Origin of the sequence: Stenotrophomonas sp. NPDC078853 (assembly GCF_044901215.1) — a bacterium.
Taxonomy (GTDB): Bacteria; Pseudomonadota; Gammaproteobacteria; order Xanthomonadales; family Xanthomonadaceae; genus Stenotrophomonas; species Stenotrophomonas lacuserhaii.
The window spans coordinates 55,053-74,863 of record NZ_JBJDOQ010000018.1; the positions used below are offsets into that span (position 1 = coordinate 55,053).

At 67.8% G+C, this 19,811-nt stretch carries 16 protein-coding genes; 3 read left to right on the plus strand and 13 right to left on the minus strand.

Going from position 1 to position 19,811, the window contains the following annotated elements; translation table 11 throughout:
• Positions 1-11: 11 nt before the first annotated feature.
• A complete protein-coding gene (locus ACI2JH_RS16395) occupies positions 12-680 on the minus strand; it encodes a hypothetical protein (RefSeq protein WP_404736724.1) in 669 nt (222 codons plus the stop codon).
• Positions 681-1,193: 513 nt separating this feature from the next.
• Between ACI2JH_RS16395 and ACI2JH_RS16400 the strand changes: the two genes are divergently transcribed.
• The gene (locus ACI2JH_RS16400) at positions 1,194-2,153 is read left to right on the plus strand and encodes a hypothetical protein (protein ID WP_404736725.1); all 960 of its coding nucleotides are present in this window, start codon (positions 1,194-1,196) and stop codon (positions 2,151-2,153) included.
• Between the two features lie 136 nt (positions 2,154-2,289).
• On the opposite strand, the gene ACI2JH_RS16405 is transcribed toward ACI2JH_RS16400, so the two are convergent.
• From ACI2JH_RS16405 to ACI2JH_RS16415, 3 genes are all read right to left on the minus strand, one after another.
• Positions 2,290-3,648, minus strand: coding sequence for a TolC family outer membrane protein (locus ACI2JH_RS16405; protein WP_182657558.1), 1,359 nt, complete (start codon positions 3,646-3,648; stop codon positions 2,290-2,292).
• 16 nt (positions 3,649-3,664) lie between these two features.
• Complete coding sequence (locus tag ACI2JH_RS16410) at positions 3,665-4,312, minus strand: protein-L-isoaspartate O-methyltransferase (RefSeq protein ID WP_101098992.1); 648 nt, start codon at positions 4,310-4,312, stop codon at positions 3,665-3,667.
• A gap of 139 nt (positions 4,313-4,451) precedes the next feature.
• Positions 4,452-5,141: a TetR/AcrR family transcriptional regulator gene (locus ACI2JH_RS16415; protein WP_404736726.1), complete on the minus strand. Its 690-nt coding sequence runs from the start codon at positions 5,139-5,141 to the stop codon at positions 4,452-4,454.
• 121 nt (positions 5,142-5,262) lie between these two features.
• On the opposite strand from ACI2JH_RS16415, the gene ACI2JH_RS16420 reads away from it, so the two are divergent.
• Positions 5,263-6,399 (plus strand): efflux RND transporter periplasmic adaptor subunit, encoded by a 1,137-nt coding sequence (locus ACI2JH_RS16420; RefSeq protein WP_182657556.1) that lies wholly within the window; start codon positions 5,263-5,265, stop codon positions 6,397-6,399.
• Between the two features lie 4 nt (positions 6,400-6,403).
• Positions 6,404-9,571: an efflux RND transporter permease subunit gene (locus ACI2JH_RS16425; protein ID WP_404736727.1), complete on the plus strand. Its 3,168-nt coding sequence runs from the start codon at positions 6,404-6,406 to the stop codon at positions 9,569-9,571.
• A gap of 254 nt (positions 9,572-9,825) precedes the next feature.
• On the opposite strand, the gene leuB is transcribed toward ACI2JH_RS16425, so the two are convergent.
• From leuB to ilvC, 9 genes are all read right to left on the minus strand, one after another.
• Entirely contained in the window at positions 9,826-10,890 is a 1,065-nt protein-coding gene (gene leuB / locus ACI2JH_RS16430; RefSeq protein WP_404736728.1) for a 3-isopropylmalate dehydrogenase, read from the minus strand.
• Positions 10,880-11,458: a 3-isopropylmalate dehydratase small subunit gene (leuD, locus tag ACI2JH_RS16435; protein ID WP_404736729.1), complete on the minus strand. Its 579-nt coding sequence runs from the start codon at positions 11,456-11,458 to the stop codon at positions 10,880-10,882. The genes leuB and leuD overlap by 11 nt, the downstream gene beginning before the upstream one ends.
• On the minus strand, positions 11,458-12,876 hold the full coding sequence (leuC, locus tag ACI2JH_RS16440; RefSeq protein WP_404736730.1) for a 3-isopropylmalate dehydratase large subunit: 1,419 nt from the start codon (positions 12,874-12,876) through the stop codon (positions 11,458-11,460). The genes leuD and leuC overlap by 1 nt, the downstream gene beginning before the upstream one ends.
• A gap of 62 nt (positions 12,877-12,938) precedes the next feature.
• Positions 12,939-13,712 carry a class I SAM-dependent methyltransferase gene (locus tag ACI2JH_RS16445; protein WP_404736731.1) on the minus strand — a complete coding sequence of 258 codons (774 nt, stop codon included), beginning with the start codon at positions 13,710-13,712 and terminating at the stop codon, positions 12,939-12,941.
• Between the two features lie 10 nt (positions 13,713-13,722).
• Positions 13,723-15,306 carry a 2-isopropylmalate synthase gene (locus tag ACI2JH_RS16450; RefSeq protein ID WP_404736732.1) on the minus strand — a complete coding sequence of 528 codons (1,584 nt, stop codon included), beginning with the start codon at positions 15,304-15,306 and terminating at the stop codon, positions 13,723-13,725.
• Positions 15,303-16,403, minus strand: a complete 1,101-nt coding sequence (locus ACI2JH_RS16455; protein WP_101099001.1) for a threonine dehydratase — start codon at positions 16,401-16,403, stop codon at positions 15,303-15,305. Before ACI2JH_RS16455 ends, ACI2JH_RS16450 begins: the two co-directional genes overlap by 4 nt.
• A gap of 87 nt (positions 16,404-16,490) precedes the next feature.
• Positions 16,491-16,742 (minus strand): ACT domain-containing protein, encoded by a 252-nt coding sequence (locus tag ACI2JH_RS16460; RefSeq protein ID WP_101099002.1) that lies wholly within the window; start codon positions 16,740-16,742, stop codon positions 16,491-16,493.
• Positions 16,726-18,462 carry an acetolactate synthase 2 catalytic subunit gene (gene ilvG / locus ACI2JH_RS16465; protein ID WP_349998325.1) on the minus strand — a complete coding sequence of 579 codons (1,737 nt, stop codon included), beginning with the start codon at positions 18,460-18,462 and terminating at the stop codon, positions 16,726-16,728. Before ilvG ends, ACI2JH_RS16460 begins: the two co-directional genes overlap by 17 nt.
• 39 nt (positions 18,463-18,501) lie before the next feature.
• The gene (ilvC, locus tag ACI2JH_RS16470; RefSeq protein WP_101099004.1) at positions 18,502-19,476 is read right to left on the minus strand and encodes a ketol-acid reductoisomerase; all 975 of its coding nucleotides are present in this window, start codon (positions 19,474-19,476) and stop codon (positions 18,502-18,504) included.
• Positions 19,477-19,811 lie beyond the last annotated feature (335 nt).

Below are 19,811 nucleotides of genomic sequence, written 5' to 3' on the forward strand. Positions count from 1 at the left end.
CGGGGAGACGCTCAGCGCGACAGCGGCAGGTTCAGGCCGACGGTGATCCACGACGTGCCGGTTCGGCCATGCAGGCGGCCGGCCAGCAGATCCAGCGATGCCCCGCCGGGCAGGTCACGGCGGATGCCCAGCTGGCTGCTGAGATGGCGGGCCGGGTCGCGTGCCTGTTCGGCCAGCAGCGACCACGTCGGGGCGATCCGGATATCGACCCCGGCGCCCAAGGTGATGCCGCGTTCGTGGCGTGATCGGCTCCATCCGGCGTTGAAATGCGCGGCGGTCAGGGCCTGCCGGTCCAGTGCAACACTCAGTGGAAGATTCAGTGACCAGCTGCGTGCGCCGCCCTGCCGGACATCGCCCGCGGTTTCGATGGATGCGGCCATCTGCAGGCGTTCGTCGTGCCAGTGACGCACTGCGCGTTTGGCACCCAGTGCCCAGGGCATGGCCCCTTCGCCACGCAGATGGCTCAGCCCCAGCGACAGTTCGGTGCCGGACAACGTGCACGCCGGCACGGCGGTCAGTTCCCGATGGCTGGCATGCTGGCGCGTCCACGTTTCCAGCTGGCAGGTCCCTTCCGGGGTGGTGCCGGCATCGTCCACCAGCAGGCTCGCGGCGGCATGCAGCGGGCCGCTGGCAGAGAGGGTCGCCCACAGCGGGGCAAGGCGAAGGAAGGTGAAGCGCATGGTCGTTCTCCGGCAGACGGATACGCCAGCGGCTCCCACTTGGGCCGAAGGTAAACAGTGCGATGTTCGAAGTTCAGGCCGCCCACGGCGGGCGGCACCGGGCCCCATCCTGGCGGACGCGACCTGCCTGGCAGTGTCCGGTCCGCTCAGTAAGCGCAGGATCTACTGTGACTGTCCAAGCAGGGGCCCCCGGGGCGATGAAGTGGGCGCATGGTGTGGGCCTCGATCCGGTGCGTCAAGCAGGATGCGGTGCATGCGCTTCGTTTCGTGCGTGCCAGCACGCTTCTGCCTCGGAGGGGCGTGCTGTTCTCGCTTCAAGACGAGGTGGATGCGACATTGATCAGGCGACGTTTAGCGCTGCGCGCGCTGCTTTCAATAGGCCGCCTGTTTCTATTGAGAACATTCGATAGCTTTCAAATTTTCATCTCCCCAACTTTCCGCATGTCCCCGTGGCGGAAGTCCGCCTAGCGTCATCAGGGCAGGCAGATGCCTGTGTCGAGGAGAGAGAACATCATGTCCGATCGCGTCAACCGCCGTTCCGCAGGGACCGTGGTCGTTATGCTGCTGGCATCCACGCTGCCCGGCCACGCCGCCGCCGAGGGGCCGCGCTTTGCCGGCCCGCTGCTCAGCCCCGCACCGCCACTGCCGGTGGGCATGCTCAACATCGAGCCCTACCTGATCAACAGCCAGCTGCGCGGCCTGTATGACGAAAAAGGCAACCGTCGCGACGCCGGTGGACCGGACGGGTGGTATCTGGCCGTGCCTGTCCAGTACGGCTTGCATGAGCGCGTGACCATCGCGGCCAGCTTGAACGCGTCCTACAACCGGGACGACGCCAACGAGCGTGCCTTCGATATCGGTGACACCACGTTGTCCGCGCTGTTCGGGCTGTACAAGGGGCAGGGCGTGCATCGGCCGACGCTGACCCTGGCCGTCCGCCAGAGCATCGCCACCGGGCATCACGACCGGCTGGAAGAGCGGCCGATCTCGGTCGCCAGCGGAACCGGCGTGGGCGCCACCAGCTTCGGCCTGCACGGCCAGGCCTACTTCCTTGACGGGCACCTGCGGATGCGCGCCAGTACGCTGTGGCGCACGCCGGGCGCCAATGCCGGCGTGCGGGGCCAGAGCGCGTTCGGCACGCCGGTGGGCTTCGATGGCAGGGTGAGGCTGGGAGCAGCAGTGACCAGCCTGCTGGCGGCGGAGTACAGCCTGTCGCCCACCTGGGTGCTGGCCGGCGAGCTGCTGCATGAGCGTGAAAGCGCCGGCAGCGTGCACGGCAGGGTGGCGAAGGCGACGGGGAGCGAGGAGATGTACCGACGCGATCCGGCCAGTTGGCGGTTCTCGATCGTTCCGGCGATCCAGTACCACTGGAACGACCATGTCGCGCTCGTCGCCGGTGCGCAGGTGTCGCTGGCCGGCCGCAACAGCAGCGAGGTGTTCGTGCCGCGGGTAGCGGTGAACATGGGATGGTGAGCGCGTTGGCCGGTTGCATGTGACGACCAGCGGTCCTCACCCACCAGGCCGCCCAACCGATTGACGGCCAGCGGCCGTCACTACCCAAAAAGCCACCCGCATGCGGGTGGCTTTTATTGTTCACACCGGCCTGGGGTCAGTTGTTGACCGTGGTGCTCGGGTTGCCGGCGTCGACGGTCAGCAGGCGGTTGATTTCCTGCAGTTCGGCGATGTCCAGCGCGCCGACGGCCTGGCTCAGCAGCAGGCGGTTCTGCAGGAAGGTGTAACGCGCATTGGCGTAATCCAGCTGTGCCGAGAACAGGATCCGCTGGTTCTGGATCACGTCCAGCACGGTGCGGGTACCCACTTCCAGGCCGACCTGCGATGCATCGTAGGCGCTCTGCGCGGAGACCACCGCCAGGCGGCGGGCTTCCACTTCACTGATGCCCGCCACCAGCGTCTGGTAGGCGTTGCGGGTGTTGCGGTCCAGTGCACGCTTCTGCTGCTCGTAGCCATCCTGCGCGATGTCACGCTGGGCCAGTGCCTGGCGGACCGCGGACTGGGTGGCGCCGCCGGCGAAGATCGGCACGCTCAAGGTCAGGCCGACGCTGTTGGTGCGCGTATCCGGGCTCAGCGCGCCCGCACCGGTGCTGTCACCCCAGGTCGCGCCCTGGCCCACGCTGGCGCCCAGGGCAAGCGTGGGCAGGTGGCCGGCACGTGCGGCCTGCACGCTGGCTTCGGATGCACTGACCTGCAGTTCCTGCGCCTTCAGCGCCGGATTCTGCGAGACCGCACTCTGCACCAGCTGGTCGACGTTGCCGCGGTTGGCCGGCACTTCCGGACGGAAGTCTTCCGGCAGGCCGCGCAGGTTGGTCACCGGCTGGCCGGTCAGTTCGGTCAGTGCCTGGTAGGCATCGGCGAGGGTGTTCTGCGAAACGATGGTGTTGGCACGGGCCTGGTCGTACTGGGCGCGCGCTTCATGCACGTCGGTGATCGGCGCCAGGCCCACTTCCAGTCGCTTGTCGGCGAAGTCGAACTGCTTCCTGGCTGCTTCTTCGTTGGTCTTGGCCGCGTTCAGTGATTCGATCGCCACCAGCACGTTGAAGTAGGCCGCCGAGGTCCGCACGATCAGGTCGTCGTTGGCCGAATCGAGGTTGAAATCAGCCGCACGGCTCAGTTCGCGCTGGGCGCGCAGGGTGCTGAACTGGCTCCAGTTGAACAGCGTCTGGCTGCCATCGATGGTGTAGGTGCGGCGGCGACTTTCGAAGGTACCGGTGTTGTTGCCCCGGTCTTCGGTGCGCGTGCGGTTCAACGTGGCGGCGCCGTTGATCTGCGGCAGCAGGGCGGCGCGTGCCTGCACGGCGCCTTCCTTGTCGAACAGCCGGGTGGATTCGGCAGCGGACAGCTGCGGGTCGCCATTGCGGGCCATTTCATAGACCTGCAGCAGGTCGGCGGCATGGGCGGACAGCGGCAGCAGGACGGTGGCCAGCGCAATAGCGAGGGTTCGGCGGATCATTGCGGCTTCCTTGGACTCAGAGGTGGAACTGGGGGGCCGGCGCGGCACCGCGCAGGTAATCGATATCGGTTTCGAACAGCGATTCGGTGCTGCCATCGGCCTTGACCAGGATCGCTTCCATCGCCGGCGAACGGCCGTGGATGATGTACAGGCGACCACCCGGACGCAGCCATGTGGCGAACTGTGACGGCACGCGGTCGACGGCGCCAGTGACACAGATCACATCGAAACGGCGGTCAGTCTGCCAGGCCAGGGCATCGGCTACGTCCACGCGCACGTTGGTGCCCAGGCCGGTGCTGTCCAGGCGTGCACGCGCGGTGGCGGCCAGCTCCGGATCGATTTCCAGGCTGAGCACTTCGCGCGACAGCGCGCCGAGGCAGGCCGACAGGTAACCGCTGCCGGTGCCGATTTCCAGCACTTCGTCACCCGGCTGCAGATCCAGCGCCTGCAGGGTGCGGCCTTCGACGACCGGCTTCATCATCTTCTGCCCGCCGCCGAGCGGCAGCTCGATGTCCGCATAGGCCAGTGCGCGATGGCTTTCTGCCACGAAGGCCTCGCGCGGCAGGCGCGCCAGGACGTCGAGCACCTTGATGTCCAGCACGTCCCAGGGACGGATCTGCTGTTCCACCATCAGTTCACGGGCGTGTGCGTAGTCAATCGTCATGAGGTTCCAATCCAGCGCAGTGGGCCGGCCATTTTACCGGTGCCGGAGGCCGTCGGCGCACCCGGAGCATGTATTCAGGGCGGCCGGGGTCGCAGTGCCGGAAGTCATCGCGACCTCCGGCTTGTTCAGGTTGTGGGTGTCAGTCACCACCCGGGCCCGCCTGGGCCGGGCGGGGGACATACGCGCGCAGGAAGAAATCCACGCTGGCCGCTACGTGCCGGCCGGCATCAGCGGGCGCCAGCGGGGGCTGCAGGCCGCACATCATATGTGTATGCAGTTCGCCCTTGACCAGGGTCATCAGCTGCAAAGCGGCAGTGGGGAAGTCCTGGATATCCAGCTCGCCGCGCGCCGTCCGGGCGCGCAGGAACTCGGCCAACGCTTCGGTGGTGCGCCGGGGCCCGGCCTGCCAGAACATTTCGCGCAGGCGGTCATCGGTCTCCGGCGCCATCATCACCCGCTGCACCGACACCGCCGCATCGGAGGTGACCAGCTCGAAAAAGGCCGCGCCGATGCCCAGCAGCTGGTCGCGCAGGGGCCCTTCGGCATCGGCGACGAACAGGGTATCGGGCAGCATTTCCACGCACTTGGAGGTGACCGCCTCGCCGAACAACGATTCCTTGTCACCGAAATGGCTGTACACGGTGAGCTTGGAAACACCGGCCTGGGCGGCGATGGCGTCCATGCTGACGCCGGTGTACCCCTGCTCCACGAACAGCGCCTTGGCCGCTTCCAGGATGGCGGCACGCTTGCCAAGGTCCTTGGGGCGACCCGGGCCTGCCGTCTTGCTGGCAGGTCTGGGCGCATTCTTGCGGGAGAAGGGACACATCATCGGCGTAATAGTAGACCAAGCGGTTCGATATTTATACTATACCGCCGGGTTCACTAAACCGCCCGGCGCCGCGCCTCCGCGCAGCTGCCACCACTCGAATGCGTAATCAGGACGAACACCGATGAAGAGCGTGCGCTGGATGGGAATTGCACTGGGAGTGGCCGCGCTGGCTGCCTGCTCCGACAAGCCGGAACCCCCCGTCGCCGCCGTGCCGGTGCTGGTGGTGCACCCGCTGGTTGCGGCCGGTGAGGGCGCCACGGTGTTCCCCGGCGAAGTCCGCGCGCGGCAGGAAAGCGCGCTGTCCTTCCGGGTTGGCGGCAAGCTGCTGCGGCGGGACGTGGACGCCGGCCAGCGGGTGGTCAAGGGACAGTTGCTGGCCGAGCTGGACCCGGCCGACTTCGCCCTGCAGGCACGCGCGTCGCAGGCGCAGCTGGCAGCCGCGCAGGCCGAACTGGTCCGCGCCCGTGACGACCACAAACGCTATGAAGCGCTGGCGGCCCAGCAGTTGATCAGCCGCTCGGCCCTGGACGAGCAGGCTGCCGCGTTCAAAGCGGCGCAGGGCCAGGTGGACGCTGCGCGTGCCAATGCCAACGTGCTGGGCAACCAGGCCGGCTATGCGCAGCTGCGCGCGCCCGCCGACGGGGTGATTGCCAGCCGCGAGCCCGATGCCGAAGCCGGGCAGGTGGTGGCGGCCGGGCAGACGTTGTTCACGCTGGCCGCCGACGATGGCCGCGAGGTGCGGATCGATCTGCCCGAGGCGATGCTGCGCGATTTCCCGGTCGGTACGGCAGTGCAGGTGGAGCCGTGGAGCCGCAGTGGGGCGATGCTGCCGGGGACGATCCGTGAGGTCGCCGCCGCCGCCGATCCGCAATCGCGGACCTTCGCCGCGCGGGTCAGCCTGGCCGCCGACGCGCTGGCCGATGTCAGCCTGGGCCAGAGCGCGCGCGTGCACGGTCAGGTGGGAGGCAACGGCAAGCAGGCACTGCAGCTGCCGCTGGCCGCCCTGCAGCGCGGTGCCGATGACCGCGCCAGCGTGTGGGTGGTGGATCGGTCCACCTCGCGTCTGAAGGCAGTGCCGGTAACCGCAGGGGCTTACGGCAGCGATACGGTGCCGGTGTTGAGCGGCATCACGGCAAGTGACTGGGTGGTTGCTGCCGGTGGACACCTGCTGCGCGCAGGCCAGTCGGTGACCGCGGTGGACCGGCAGAACCGCCCGGTACTGAAGCCGGCGGCTGCCGCCAGCAAGGCGGGGGAGTAAGCCGGTGCGCCGTTTCAATCTTTCCGAGTGGGCGCTGGCCAATCGTCCGCTGGTGTTGTTCGCCATGCTCGCCTTTGCCCTGATCGGCGCATGGTCGTACAAGCACCTCGGCCAATCCGAAGACCCTCCCTTCACCTTCAAGGCGATGGTGGTGCGCACGCTGTGGCCGGGTGCAACCGCCGAGCAGGTGTCGCGGCAGGTGACCGAGCCGATCGAGAAGGCGCTGATGAACACCGGCGAGTTCGAGTTCATCCGGTCCTACTCGCGGCCGGGCGAATCGCAGGTCATCTTCATGGCGCGCGACGACCTGCGTTCGAAGCAGATCCCGGAGCTCTGGTACCAGGTGCGCAAGCGGGTCGGCGACATCCAGGCCACGCTGCCGCGGGAAATCGTCGGGCCGTTCTTCAACGATGAGTTCGGCGATACCTTCGGCAACATCTACGCGCTGACCGGCAAGGGTTTCGACTATGCGCTGATGCGCGATTACGCCGATCGCATCCAGCTGGAACTGCAGCGGGTGCCGGACGTGGGCAAGGTGGAGCTGGTCGGCCTGCAGGATGAAAAAGTCTTCATCGAACTGTCCAACACCAAGCTGACTTCGCTGCGCATCTCGCGACAGGAAGTGCAGCAGGCCGTGGCCGAGCAGAACGGAGTGGCCAATACCAGCTTCCTGGAAACCGCCAGCGATCGCGTGCAGCTGCGCGTCAGTGGCCAGTTCAACAGCATCGAGGACATCCGCGCGTTCCCGATCCGCGTCGGCCAGCGTACCGTGCACCTGGGTGACATCGCGCACGTGCACCGTGGCTTCGCTGATCCGGCCTCGCCGAAGATGCGCTTCATGGGCGAGGATGCGATCGGCCTGGCGGTGGCGATGAAGGACGGCGGTGACATCCTGGCGCTGGGCACGCACCTGGATGCGGAGTTCGAACGGCTGCAGAAGACGCTGCCGGCCGGCATGCAGCTGCGCAAGGTGTCCGACCAGCCGCAGGCGGTGGATGAATCCGTCGGCGAGTTCGTGCAGGTGCTCACCGAAGCGGTGGTCATCGTGCTGCTGGTGAGCTTCTTCTCGCTGGGCCTGCGCACCGGGCTGGTGGTCGGGGTGACCATCCCGCTGGTGCTGGCGATGACCTTCTTCGTCATGCACTACTTCGGCATCGGCCTGCACAAGATATCGCTCGGCGCACTGGTGCTGGCGCTGGGCCTGCTGGTGGACGATGCGATCATCGCGGTGGAAATGATGGCCACCAAGATGGAGCAGGGCTACGATCGCCTGCGCGCGGCCAGCTTCGCCTGGGAATCCACCGCTTTCCCCATGCTGACCGGCACGCTGATCACCGCAGCCGGCTTCCTGCCGATCGCCACCGCGGCCTCCAGTACCGGTGAGTACACCCGTTCGCTGTTCCAGGTGGTGACCATCGCACTGGTGGTGTCCTGGATCGCGGCGGTGCTGTTCATCCCCTACCTCGGCGACAAGATGCTGCCGGACCTGTACAACCGGCAGCCGCCCAGACCGGGCAGCCTGCTGGGTCGCTGGCATGCCCGGCGGCAGGCGTGGGCGGACCGCTTTCCGGCATTGGCCAACCTGCTCGCGCCACCGGTGCATGGGCACGAGCACGATCCGTACCAGCGCCCGTTCTACGTGCGCTTCCGGCGCTTCCTGGAAGGATGCCTGCGCCATCGCTGGTGGGTGATCGCCGCGACCATCCTGTTGTTCATCGGCTCGCTGCTCCTGTTCCGTTTCGTCCCGCAGCAGTTCTTCCCGGACTCCACGCGGCCGGAGCTGATGGTGGACATCGAACTGGCCGAAGGCGCGTCGCTGAATGCCACCCGCGACCAGGTTGCCAAGCTGGAGACGCTGCTGGCGGGCCGCGATGGCATCCGCAACTACGTGGCCTACGTCGGCACCGGCTCGCCGCGCTTCTACCTGCCGCTGGACCAGCAGCTGCCGGCAACCAACTTTGCCCAGTTCGTGGTACTGGCCAATGACACGCAGGCACGTGAAGCCGTGCGTGACTGGCTGCAGCGCGAGGTGGTGCCCGCCTTCCCGGACGTGCAGATGCGCGTGACCCGGCTGGAGAACGGGCCGCCGGTAGGCTATCCGGTGCAGTTCCGCATTTCCGGCGAACACATCGCGCAGGTGCAGGCGCTGGCCCGCCAGGTGGAAGAAAAGGTGCGCGCCAACCCGCACACCATCAACGTCAACCTGGACTGGAGCGAACCCAGCAAGGTGGTGCGGCTGGTGATCGACCAGGACCGTGCCCGCGTGCTTGGGGTCACCAGCGCCCAGGTCAGCAACTTCGTGGCCAGTTCGCTGGCCGGCGAGACGACCAGCGTGTACCGCGAAGGCAACCGGCAGATCGAGATGGTGGTGCGGGGCGCGGACGATGAGCGGCTGAGCCTGGAACTGCTGGGCAGCCTGCAGATGCCCACGCCTTCCGGTGGCAGCATCAGCATGTCCCAGGTGGCCACGCTGGAGCATGGTTTCGAAGATGGCATCATCTGGCACCGCGACCGCCTGCCGACGGTGACCGTGCGTGCCGATATCGGCGATGGCATGCAGCCGCTGGACGTGGTGCAGCAGCTGCTGCCGACGCTGGAAGGCATCCGCGCGCAGCTGCCCAGCGGTTACCTGCTGGAAACCGGCGGAACGGTGGAGGATTCCGCGCGCGGCCAGGATTCGATCAAGGCCGGCATGCCGCTGTTCCTGGTGGTGGTGGCGACGCTGCTGATGCTGCAGCTGCGCAGCTTCTCGCGCACGGCGATGGTGCTGGTCACCGCGCCGTTGGGCATCATCGGCGCCACCCTGTTCCTGCTGCTGTTCCGGTCGCCGTTCGGCTTCGTCGCCCTGTTGGGCACGATCGCGCTGGCCGGCATGATCATGCGCAATTCGGTGATCCTGATCGACCAGATCCAGCAGGACATCGATGCCGGACATGACCGCTGGGACGCGATCCTGGATGCCACCGTGCGGCGCTTCCGTCCGATCGTGCTGACCGCACTGGCGGCGGTGCTGGCGATGATTCCGCTGTCGCGCAGCGCGTTCTACGGGTCGATGGCGATCTCGATCATGGGCGGGTTGATCGTGGGGACGGTGCTGACGCTGGTGTTCCTGCCGGCGTTGTATGCGGCGTGGTTCCGGGTGCGGCCAGGTGAGGTGGGTCGAACGGGCTGAGCCCCCTCGCGGGGGGCTGCTTGGAGCACGCTGGCTGGTTGGCGCCGGGCGGTGGGGCTGGTCGGGGGACGGCAAAGGCTGCATCCATGCGTGCCTCGTTTCGCGCCATCCATGGCGCTCAACGCCCCCGCCCAGCCCCACCGCCCGGCGCCCGACAGGTTCCGTGGCCGCCCGCCGCGTATGAAAAAAAAAGAGAAGCGGTAGCGCCGACCCATGGTCGGCGAGCGCAGCGGACCGTTGGCGGACGGTTGCCCTTACCCCTGCAGGTGTTCGAGCACTGCGGCAGTGGCCTGCGTGGTGGACACCGCGCTGCCGGCGGCAGCGAGATCCGCAGTGAACACACCCGCATCCAGCGCCGCATGCACGGCCGCTTCAACCGCCGCGGCTTCGGCTTCCAGGCCCAACGAATGGCGCAGCAGCATCGCCGCGCTGAAGATCGTCGCGTAGGGATTGGCGATACCCTTGCCGGCAATGTCCGGTGCCGAACCGTGGATCGGCTCGTAGATGCCGACCGCACCGGGTTCTCCCAGCGAGGCGGAGGGCAGCAGGCCGAGTGATCCGGCCAGCATCGAGGCTTCGTCGGTCAGGATGTCGCCGAACATGTTCTCGGTCACGATGACATCGTACTCGCGTGGCTTGGCCAGCAGGTGCATGGCCATCGAATCGACCAGCTGGTGCTCCAGCGCCACGTCGGCGAACTCCTCGCGGCCCAGCCGGGTGGCAACGTCGCGCCACAGCCGCGAGGTTTCCAGTACGTTGGCCTTGTCCACCGAGGTGACTCTGCCACGGCGCTGCCGGGCCAGCTGGAAGGCGCTGCGCAGCACCCGCTCGATTTCCACCACGCTGTAACTGCACAGGTCACTGGCGGTGGCGGCAGTGCGGGTCTTTTCGCCGAAGTAGATGCCACCGGTCAGTTCGCGCACCACCACGAAGTCGACGCCGCGCAGCAGTTCGGCCTTGATCGGCGAGGCGCCCAGCGCCGCTTCATGGGTGCGCACCGGGCGCAGGTTGGCGTACAGGCCGAGTGCGCGGCGGATCGCCAGCAGACCCTGTTCCGGACGTACCTTCGCATTCGGGTCGGACCACTTCGGGCCGCCCACCGCGCCCAGCAGGATCGCGTCCGCCGCCCGGCAGGCGTCCAGCGTGCTGGCCGGCAGCGGTTCGCCATGGCGGTCGATGGCGATGCCGCCGATGTCATGTTCGTTGAAGTTGAAGGTGTGGTTGAAGCGGGTGGCGACGGCTTCCAGCACGGCCACGGCGGCGGCGGCCACTTCCGGGCCGATGCCATCACCGGGCAGTACGACGATCTCAGCGTGCATGTTCGTTCTCGTAACGTTCGATCTCGGGGACGCGGCCCAGCAGGTAACCCAGCTGGTCGACACCTTCCAGCAGGCAGGTCTGCGAAAAACCATCCAGCGGGAAAGTGTAGACGCGGCCATCGGGCGTGCGCAGCTCGCGCGCGGCGATGTCCAGGGTAAGCACGTCATCCGGGCGCTGCATCAGCGCCTGTACGTCGGCCTCGTCGAGCACTACCGGCAGCAGGCCGTTCTTCAGCGAATTGCCACGGAAGATATCGGCGATCTCACTGCTGACGATGGCGCGCAGGCCGAGGTCGGTCAGTGCCCATGGCGCGTGTTCGCGCGAGGAGCCGCAGCCGAAGTTGCGGCCCGCCAGCAGGATGCTGCGGCCGGCGTTATGCGGCTGGTTGAAGGCGAAATCGGCATTGGGCGTGCCCTCGGCGGTCCAGCGCCAGTCGTTGAACGCGTTGCGGCCCAGGCCGGCACGTTCGGTGGTGGACAGGAAACGCGCCGGGATGATCTGGTCGGTGTCGATGTTGGTCTGGCGCAACACCACGCTGGCCGACGCCAGGGTGCGGAAGCCGCTCATCAGGCCACCTCCTGGTTGAACAGGTCGCGGGTATCGGCGACGCGGCCATTGACGGCCGCCCACGCGGCGGTCATCGGCGAGGCCAGCAAGGTGCGAGAGCCCGGGCCCTGGCGGCCCTCGAAGTTGCGGTTGCTGGTGCTCACCGCCAGCTGGCCCGGTGCCACCAGATCGCCGTTCATCGCAATGCACATCGAGCAGCCGGGCTCGCGCCATTCGGCACCGGCGGCGCGCACGATGGCATCGATGCCTTCGGCCTCAGCCTGGCGCTTGACGATTTCCGAGCCCGGTACCACCAGCATGCGCACGTGATCGGCCACCTGCCGGCCACGCAGCACCTGGGCGACTTCACGCATGTCACTCAGCCGCCCATTGGTGCAGGATCCCACGAACACCACGTCCACCGGCGTCCCCTGCAGGGTGTCGCCGGCATGCAGCTGCATGTAGTCCAGGCCCTTCTGTGCAGCGGCATCGTTGGCCGCCGGGATCGGCGCGTCCACAGCGATCGCGGTACCCGGATGGGTGCCCCAGGTCAGGGTCGGACGGATGTCGGCCGCGTTGATCGAAACCTCTGCATCGAAGCGCGCACCGTCATCGCTGCGCAGCTGCGACCAGCGCGCCACGGCGGCATCGAAGTCGGCGCCCTTCGGCCCGCGCGGGGTGGCGGCCACCCAGTCGAAGGTGACCTGGTCCGGGGCCACCATGCCGGCGCGAGCACCGGCTTCGATGGACATGTTGCACAGGGTCATGCGCTGCTCCATGTCCATCGCCGCGATGGTGCTGCCGCGGAACTCCAGCACATGGCCGGTGCCGCCGTTGACTCCGATCACGCCGATGATGTGCAGCACCACGTCCTTGGCGCCGACGCCGGCCGGCAGCGCGCCGTCCACGGTGATCGCCATGGTCTTCGCCTTGCGCTGCAGCAGGCACTGGGTGGCCAGCACATGGCCGACTTCACTGGTGCCGATGCCGAACGCCAGCGAACCGAACGCACCATGGGTGGAGGTATGGCTGTCGCCGCAGACGATGGTCATGCCGGGCAGGGTGAAGCCCTGTTCCGGAGCGATGACATGCACGATGCCGCGGTCGGCCGAGGCCATGTCGAACAGTTCCACGCCGTACTCGGCGCAGTTGCTGGCCAGCATCGCCACTTGGGCTTCGGAGGCCGCGCTGGCATAGGGCAGGGAGCCATCGGCGCGCGCGGGCAGCGTCGGCGTGGAATGGTCCATGGTGCCCTTGGTGCGGTCCGGACGGCGCGGCGACAGGCCGCGTTCGCGCAGCTCGGTGAAGGCCTGTGGCGAAGTCACTTCGTGGATCAGGTGCAGGTCGATGTACAGCACGGCGGGCGCGCTGTCGGATTCGGGGACGACCACGTGGGCGTCCCACAGTTTGTCGTACAGAGTGCTGGGTGCGGGGGTCATGCGATGGCCTGGCAGGAAGGTGCGATGAAGAACATCAGGGGTAATCGGGACGGGGTCAACACTCAGCGGCGACGTGCAAGCACGCGCAGCCGCACATGGTCGGCGAGCGGCAGCCCCAACGCATCACGTGGCAGGTCGGCCAGCAGTGCTTCGGCGGCATCACGCGTGCGGCAGGCAGTCGCGCTGTCCAGGTCGGCCAGCAACGGCGCGGCGAACACCCGCAGCCAACCTGCGATGCCGGTGGGCAGCGGCGTGGGGCGCTCCACGCGCTCGGCGAACTGCACGTGGAAGCCATGCTGGCGCAGGCGATCGCTGTACGCTTCCACGGTGGGGAAGTACCAGTTGAACGCGCTTTCGCCGTGGCCGTGCGCCACGCGGGCGGCCTGCACGGCACCGACGATGGCGGCGACGTTGCCATCGCCACCGAACTCGGCGACCAGGCGTCCGCCGGGTTTCAATGCACGCCGCACACCGGCCAGTACGCGGTCCGGCTCGCGCATCCAGTGCAGCGCGGCGTTGCTGAACACTGCATCGAATTCGCCATCGAAGGCCAGCGCATGGCCGTCCATGACCTGCGCATCGACCCCGCGTGCGCGCGCGGCGATCACCAGCTCGGGCGAGGCGTCCACGCCGATCACCTGCGCGCCGGTCAGTGCCAGTTCGGTGCTGAGCACGCCGTCGCCACAGCCGAGGTCGAGGACCCGTTCACCCCGGCGCGCATCGAGCAGGCGCGCGATCGCGCTGCCCAGCACCGGCACGAAGCCGGCGTCGATGGCGTAATCCTGGGCATTCCAGGCCTGGCCGGCGTCGATGCCGACGGAGGTGAAAGCGCTCATGCTGGAATCCTCAGGCGTGGGCGGCCGCAGCGGCGGTGTCAGGGGCGGCAGTGGCTTCGCGCTGGCGCAGCAGGCGGTTGGCGACGTCCAGCCAAGCCAAGGCCGAGGCCTCGATGATGTCGCGGCTGGTGCCGGTGCCTTCGAAGACGTCCTCGCCACTGCGGACGCTCAGGTTGGCCTCGCCGCGTGCGTCCGCGCCGATGCCTACGCTGTGCACCTGGTAGCTGTCCAACTGCAGGCTGACGCCGGTGGCCGAAGACAGGGCACCGAACAGCGCATCCACCGGGCCATCGCCCTGTGCGGTTTCGGCCACCCGGTTGCCATCCGGATCGGACAGTTCGACCAGTGCATTGGCACGGCTGCCGACATCGCTGATGGTCATCGAGGCCAGACGGTAGCCCGGGGTGCTGGCGCCGCCCTGCATCAGGGTCTGCAGGTCCGCATCGGTGACCACGCGCTGCTGCTCGCACAGCGACTTGAACTGCTCAAACACCATTTTCAGTTCTTCTTCTTCCAGCCAGAAGCCCAGTGCGCGCAGGCGCGCCTCGACCGCGGCGCGGCCGCTGTGGCGGCCCAGCACCATCTGCGAGTCCTCCCAGCCCACGTCTTCCGGGCGCATGATTTCGTAGGTGCCGCGGTGCCGCAGCATGCCGTGCTGGTGGATGCCGGATTCATGGGCGAAGGCGTTCGCACCGACGATTGCCTTGTTGCGCTGTACCGGCATGCCGACCAGCCGCTGCAGCAGCTGCGAGGTGCCGACGATGCGCGGGGTGTTGATGGATGTATCCTGCTCGTAGAAGGCCTGGCGCACCTTCAACACCATGGCGATCTCTTCCAGCGAGCAGTTGCCGGCGCGCTCGCCGATGCCGTTGACGGTGCATTCGACCTGGCGGGCGCCGCCTTCGATGGCGGCCAGCGAATTGGCCACGGCCAGGCCCAGGTCGTTGTGGCAGTGCGCGCTGAAGATCACCTGCCCGGCACCGCTGACATCGGCGACGCCGGCGATGACCTGCTGGAACATCGCGCGGATTTCCTCCGGCGTGGTGAAGCCGACCGTGTCCGGCAGGTTGATGGTGGTGGCGCCGGCGGCGATCGCCACGCGTGACACTTCGATCAGGTAGTCCAGTTCGGTGCGGGTGGCGTCCTCGGCGGAAAACTCGACGTCATCAATGTACGAACGCGCCAGCGCGACGTGCTTGTGCACCGATTCCAGCACCTGCTCGCGGCTCATGCGCAGCTTGTGCTCGCGGTGCAGCGGGCTGGTGGACAGGAATACGTGCAGGCGCGGGTGCGCGGCTGCGTCCAGCGAGCGCGCCGAGGTTTCGATGTCGCCGGCCAGGCAGCGCGACAGCACCGCCAGGATCGGGCGCTGTACTTCGCGGCCGATCATCGTCATCGCCTCGCGGTCGGATTGGGAGCTGGCCGGGAATCCGGTTTCGATCACGTCCACGCCCAGCTCGTCCAGCGCACGCGCCATGACCAGCTTCTGCTGCGGGCTCATGCTGCAGCCGGGCGACTGTTCGCCATCGCGCAGGGTGGTGTCGAAGATGCGGATGCGCGGCGGGGTAATTCGTTCGATGGTCGGCGTGGTCATGGGGAAGTCTCCTCGACAGCGGGCAGTGCGGCGTGCAGGTGGGAAGGGGAAGAAGCAGGTTTCAAGGCGGGCGGTGCGACCGCCACGGCGGGCGTTCGCAGGGTTTCGGGGCGGCGCCGGCGCGGTTTGCGCGGGGCGCGTGGGCGCACGTCGGTGAGCAGGCCGGCAAGCACCGAAGCATCGATGTTGCCGCCGGAGACGACCGCGAACTTGCGGCGTCCGGCGACCCGGCGACCGGCGGCCAGCGCCAGCGCGCCGGCGCCTTCGGCGATCAGGTTTTCTTCCAGCGCCAGCCGCACCAGCGTCTCACGCAGCTCCGCTTCGCGCACGATCACCACGTCGTCCAGCAGCGAGGTGCACAGGCGGCGGGTCAGGAAGCCGGGGATCTTCACCCGCACGCCGTCGGCCAGCGAGGGCACCGGGGCGATCGGACGGACGTCGCCGCGGATGGCGCGGGCCATCGAGTCCACCCCTTCGACCTGCGCGCCGACGATGCGCACGCCCTGCGATTTCAGCGCCAGGGCGACACCGGAAGCCAGGCCGCCGCCGCCGATGGGCACGATCACGACGTCCGGCGAATGCGGCGCCAGTTCGATGCCGACCGTGCCCTGGCCGGCGATGACATCGGCATCGTCGAAGGCCGACAGGAAGCGGTAGTCATGGCGCTGGGCCAGTTCCACCGCGAAGGCCCAGGCGTCGTCGTAGCTCTCGCCATGCTGGCGCACGGTGGCGCCCCAGTGGGCGACGCCGGCGATCTTGTTGGCCGGCGCGCCGTGCGGCATGACGGTGATCGCCTGCACGCCCAGCCGATGTGCTGCCCAAGCCACGCCCTGGGCGTGGTTGCCGGCAGAGGCGCAGATGATCGGACGCAGGTCGCCGCGCTCGCGGCCGGCCAGCAGTGCATTCAGCGCGCCGCGGACCTTATAGGAGCCGGTACGCTGCAGGTTTTCCAGCTTCAGCCAGGTGCCGAAGCGTTCGGCGTGATGCAGCGGCGTGGGCGGCAGGAAGCGGCGCAGGCGGGCCTGCGCGGCCAGCACGTCGGCGACGGTTACATCGCCTACGTCAGGTTCGGTGCCGGCGCGGTCAGCGGCAGGCATGGTGGACCACGCGTTGTGCGCACGGCCACGACGACGGGCGCCGAAGAAGACGCCTCCGTGCCGGCACCGCTTGCACGGTACGGGCGTTCATGCGGCTGCTCCCTGCAGTTCGGTCACCTGCACCGATACGCAGTCGTAGATTTTTTCGATCTGCCGGCACAGGGTTTCCGGCGGACGGGTACCGTCCACCACCAGCTGCAGGTGCCAACGGCCCTGGTCATCGGCATCGGGTGCACCGTGGATGGCGCGCGGGGCGAAGCCGCGTCGCTCGGCCATGCCGATCACGCGCAGCAGCGCGCCTTCGGCCGGATGCAGCACCAGGTCAAGCCGGTATTGCATTGGGAGCCTCCTGGCTGACATGGGCGGGGTTGGCTTCCAGCATCGTGCTGTTGGCGGTGTTGGGCGGCACCAGCGGCCACACATTGGCGCGCGCATCGATGGCCACGTGCAGCAGCGCCGGGCCGGGTTCGGCCAGCAGCGCCGCCAGCCCACCTTCCACCTCGTCACGCGCGTCGATGCGGGTGGCGGCAATGCCGAACACCTTGGCCAGTGCGACGAAGTCCGGGTTGTCGGACAGGTCGATCTCGCTGTAGCGCTCGGCAAAGAACAGTTCCTGCCACTGCCGGACCATGCCCAGCGAGCTGTTGTCCAGCAGCACGATCTTCACCGGCAGGCGACAGCGCGCGATGGTGGTCAGCTCCTGCACGTTCATCATGAAGCTGCCATCACCGGAGACCAGCACCACGGTGCGCTCGGGGCAGGCGAACTGCGCGCCCATTGCCGCCGGCAGGCCGAAGCCCATCGTGCCCAGCGCGCCGCTGGTCAGGTGGTTGCGCGGGTGGTTGAAGCGGCAGTGCTGGGCCACCCACATCTGGTGCTGGCCGACGTCACAGGCGATCACCGCATCGGCCGGCGCCAACTCGCTCAGTCGCTTCAGCAGCGCGGGCGCGTAGATGTGCTTGCCCGGTGCGTCGTAGCGGGCGATGAACTTCTCGCGGTGCTGCGCGCAGCGGTTGCGCCAGGCGGACTGGGTGGCCGGCGGTGCCGGGAACGCGGCGTGCAGGGCGCGGATGGCCTGGGCCACATTGCCGGGGACGGCGACGTCGGCGGTACGCAGCTTAGAGATTTCATAGGCGTCGGCATCGATGTGCACAACGCGCGCGAAGGGCGCGAACTCGGTCAGCTTGCCGGTGGCGCGGTCATCGAAGCGCGCGCCCAGCACCAGCAGCAGGTCGGCTTCCTGCACGGCCATGTTGGCCGCGCGGGTGCCATGCATGCCCAGCATGCCCAGCGATTGCGGGTGTCCTGCCGGCAGTGCTCCCAGTCCACGCAGGGTCAGCACGGTGGGTATGCCGCTGGCCGCGGCGAAATCGCGCAGCGCATCGACGGCGTCACCCAGTGCGATGCCGCCGCCGGCGTAGATCACCGGCTTTTCCGCGCCTGCAATGGCGGCGATGGCATCAGCGATGGCCTGCCCGGTCGGCGCAGGCGGTGCCTCCACCGTGGCCGGGACATGGGCCGGCAGATGGCTGGCATCGGCGACCTGGACATCCTTGGGCAGATCGATCAGCACCGGGCCGGGGCGGCCTTCGCGCGCGATGCGGAACGCCTCGGCGACCACGCGCGGCAGGTCATCCACGCTGCGCACCAGCCAGCTGTGCTTGACGATCGGCAGGGTCAGTCCGAACACGTCCAGTTCCTGGAACGCATCGGTACCCAGCAACGGCGTGGCGACCTGGCCGGTGATGCAGACCATCGGCACCGAATCCAGCATCGCATCGGCGATGCCGGTGACCAGGTTGGAAGCGCCCGGGCCGGAAGTGGCGATGCACACGCCGACCCGGCCACTGGCACGCGCAAAGCCGTTGGCAGCCAACGCGGCGCCCTGCTCGTGGCGCACCAGCACGTGCTTCAACCGCGAATCCACCAGGGCGTCGTAGAACGGCATGATCGTACCGCCTGGATAGCCGAACAGCGTCTGCACGCCTTCGGCCTCCAGTGCCTGGGTCAGCCAGCGCGCGCCGTTGGGCGGCGCGCTGCGTTGTGCGGGGATGTTCATGGGGAACCTTGCAGAGCGGGTGGGGGAGGGCTGCGTGGATTACGCAGCCTGGCCTTGCAGCCAGACCATCTTGGCGCGCAGCTCCTTGCCTACCTTCTCGATCGGGTGGTCCAGGTCGGCCTGCTTGAACTTGTTGTAGTTCGGCAGCCCCGCTTCGTACTCGGCAACCCAGTTCTTGGTGAACGTACCGTCCTGGATGTCCTTCAGGACCTCCTTCATGCGCTCCTTGGTGCCGGCGTCGATGACCCGCGGGCCGCTGACGTAGTCCCCGTACTGCGCGGTTTCAGAGATGAACTCCAGCATCCGCGAGATGCCGCCTTCGTAGAACAGGTCCACGATCAGCTTCAGTTCGTGCAGCACTTCGTAGTACGCGATTTCCGGCTGGTAACCGGCTTCCACCAGCGTTTCGAAACCGGCCTGCACCAGCGCCGAGGCGCCGCCGCACAGCACTGCCTGTTCGCCGAACAGATCGGTTTCGGTCTCTTCCTTGAACGTGGTCTGGATCAGGTTGGCACGCGCGCCGCCCAGGCCGGTGGCATAGGCCAGCGCATGCTTGGCGGCGTTTCCGCTCTTGTCCTGGTGCACGGCCCAGATGCACGGCACGCCGCGGCCGATTTCGTATTCGCGGCGGACCAGCGCGCCCGGGCCCTTCGGCGCGACCAGCACCACGTCCAGGTCGTCGCGCGGGGTGATCATGTCGAAGTGGACGTTCAGGCCGTGCGCGAACAGCAGCACCGCGCCCTGTTTCATGTTCGGTGCCAGCACGTCTTCGTACAGCTTCTTCTGCACCATGTCCGGGGTCAGCACGGCGACCAGGTCGGCATCCTTCACTGCCTCGGCCGGTGCCTTGACGGTGAAGCCATCGGCCTGGGCCTTGACTTCGGTCGGGCCGCCGGGCCGCAGGCCCACCACCACGTCGAAGCCGGATTCACGCAGGTTCAGTGCGTGCGCGCGGCCCTGGCTGCCGTAGCCGACGACAGCGATCTTGGTCTGGGGCAGGTCGTTGGTGCTCATCGTGGTGGTTCCTTGCAGAGGGGTCGGGTGAGGAGGAAGGGTGTTGCCATGTTCTGAAACGAAAAAACCCGCGCCGGGACCGGTGCGGGTTTTGATCGAGTACCTGTGTGTCTGTTGCTTACACGCTGGCTCGTCCCGCTCCGGTGGGCTGGCTAATAAGTACGAGTACGAGGAGCGAACGCAGCGAGCCGGCGCCGATGGCGGCGGGCTCGAAGTTCGTTGGCGGTGGCGTGTGGCGCTGCAACATGGGTCCGAGGAAAACATGCGGGCCAAGGTGTGTCAACCCTTGTCGACGGATGCGGATTGGTTGCCACTGAATCCACGCGGAAGCCTTG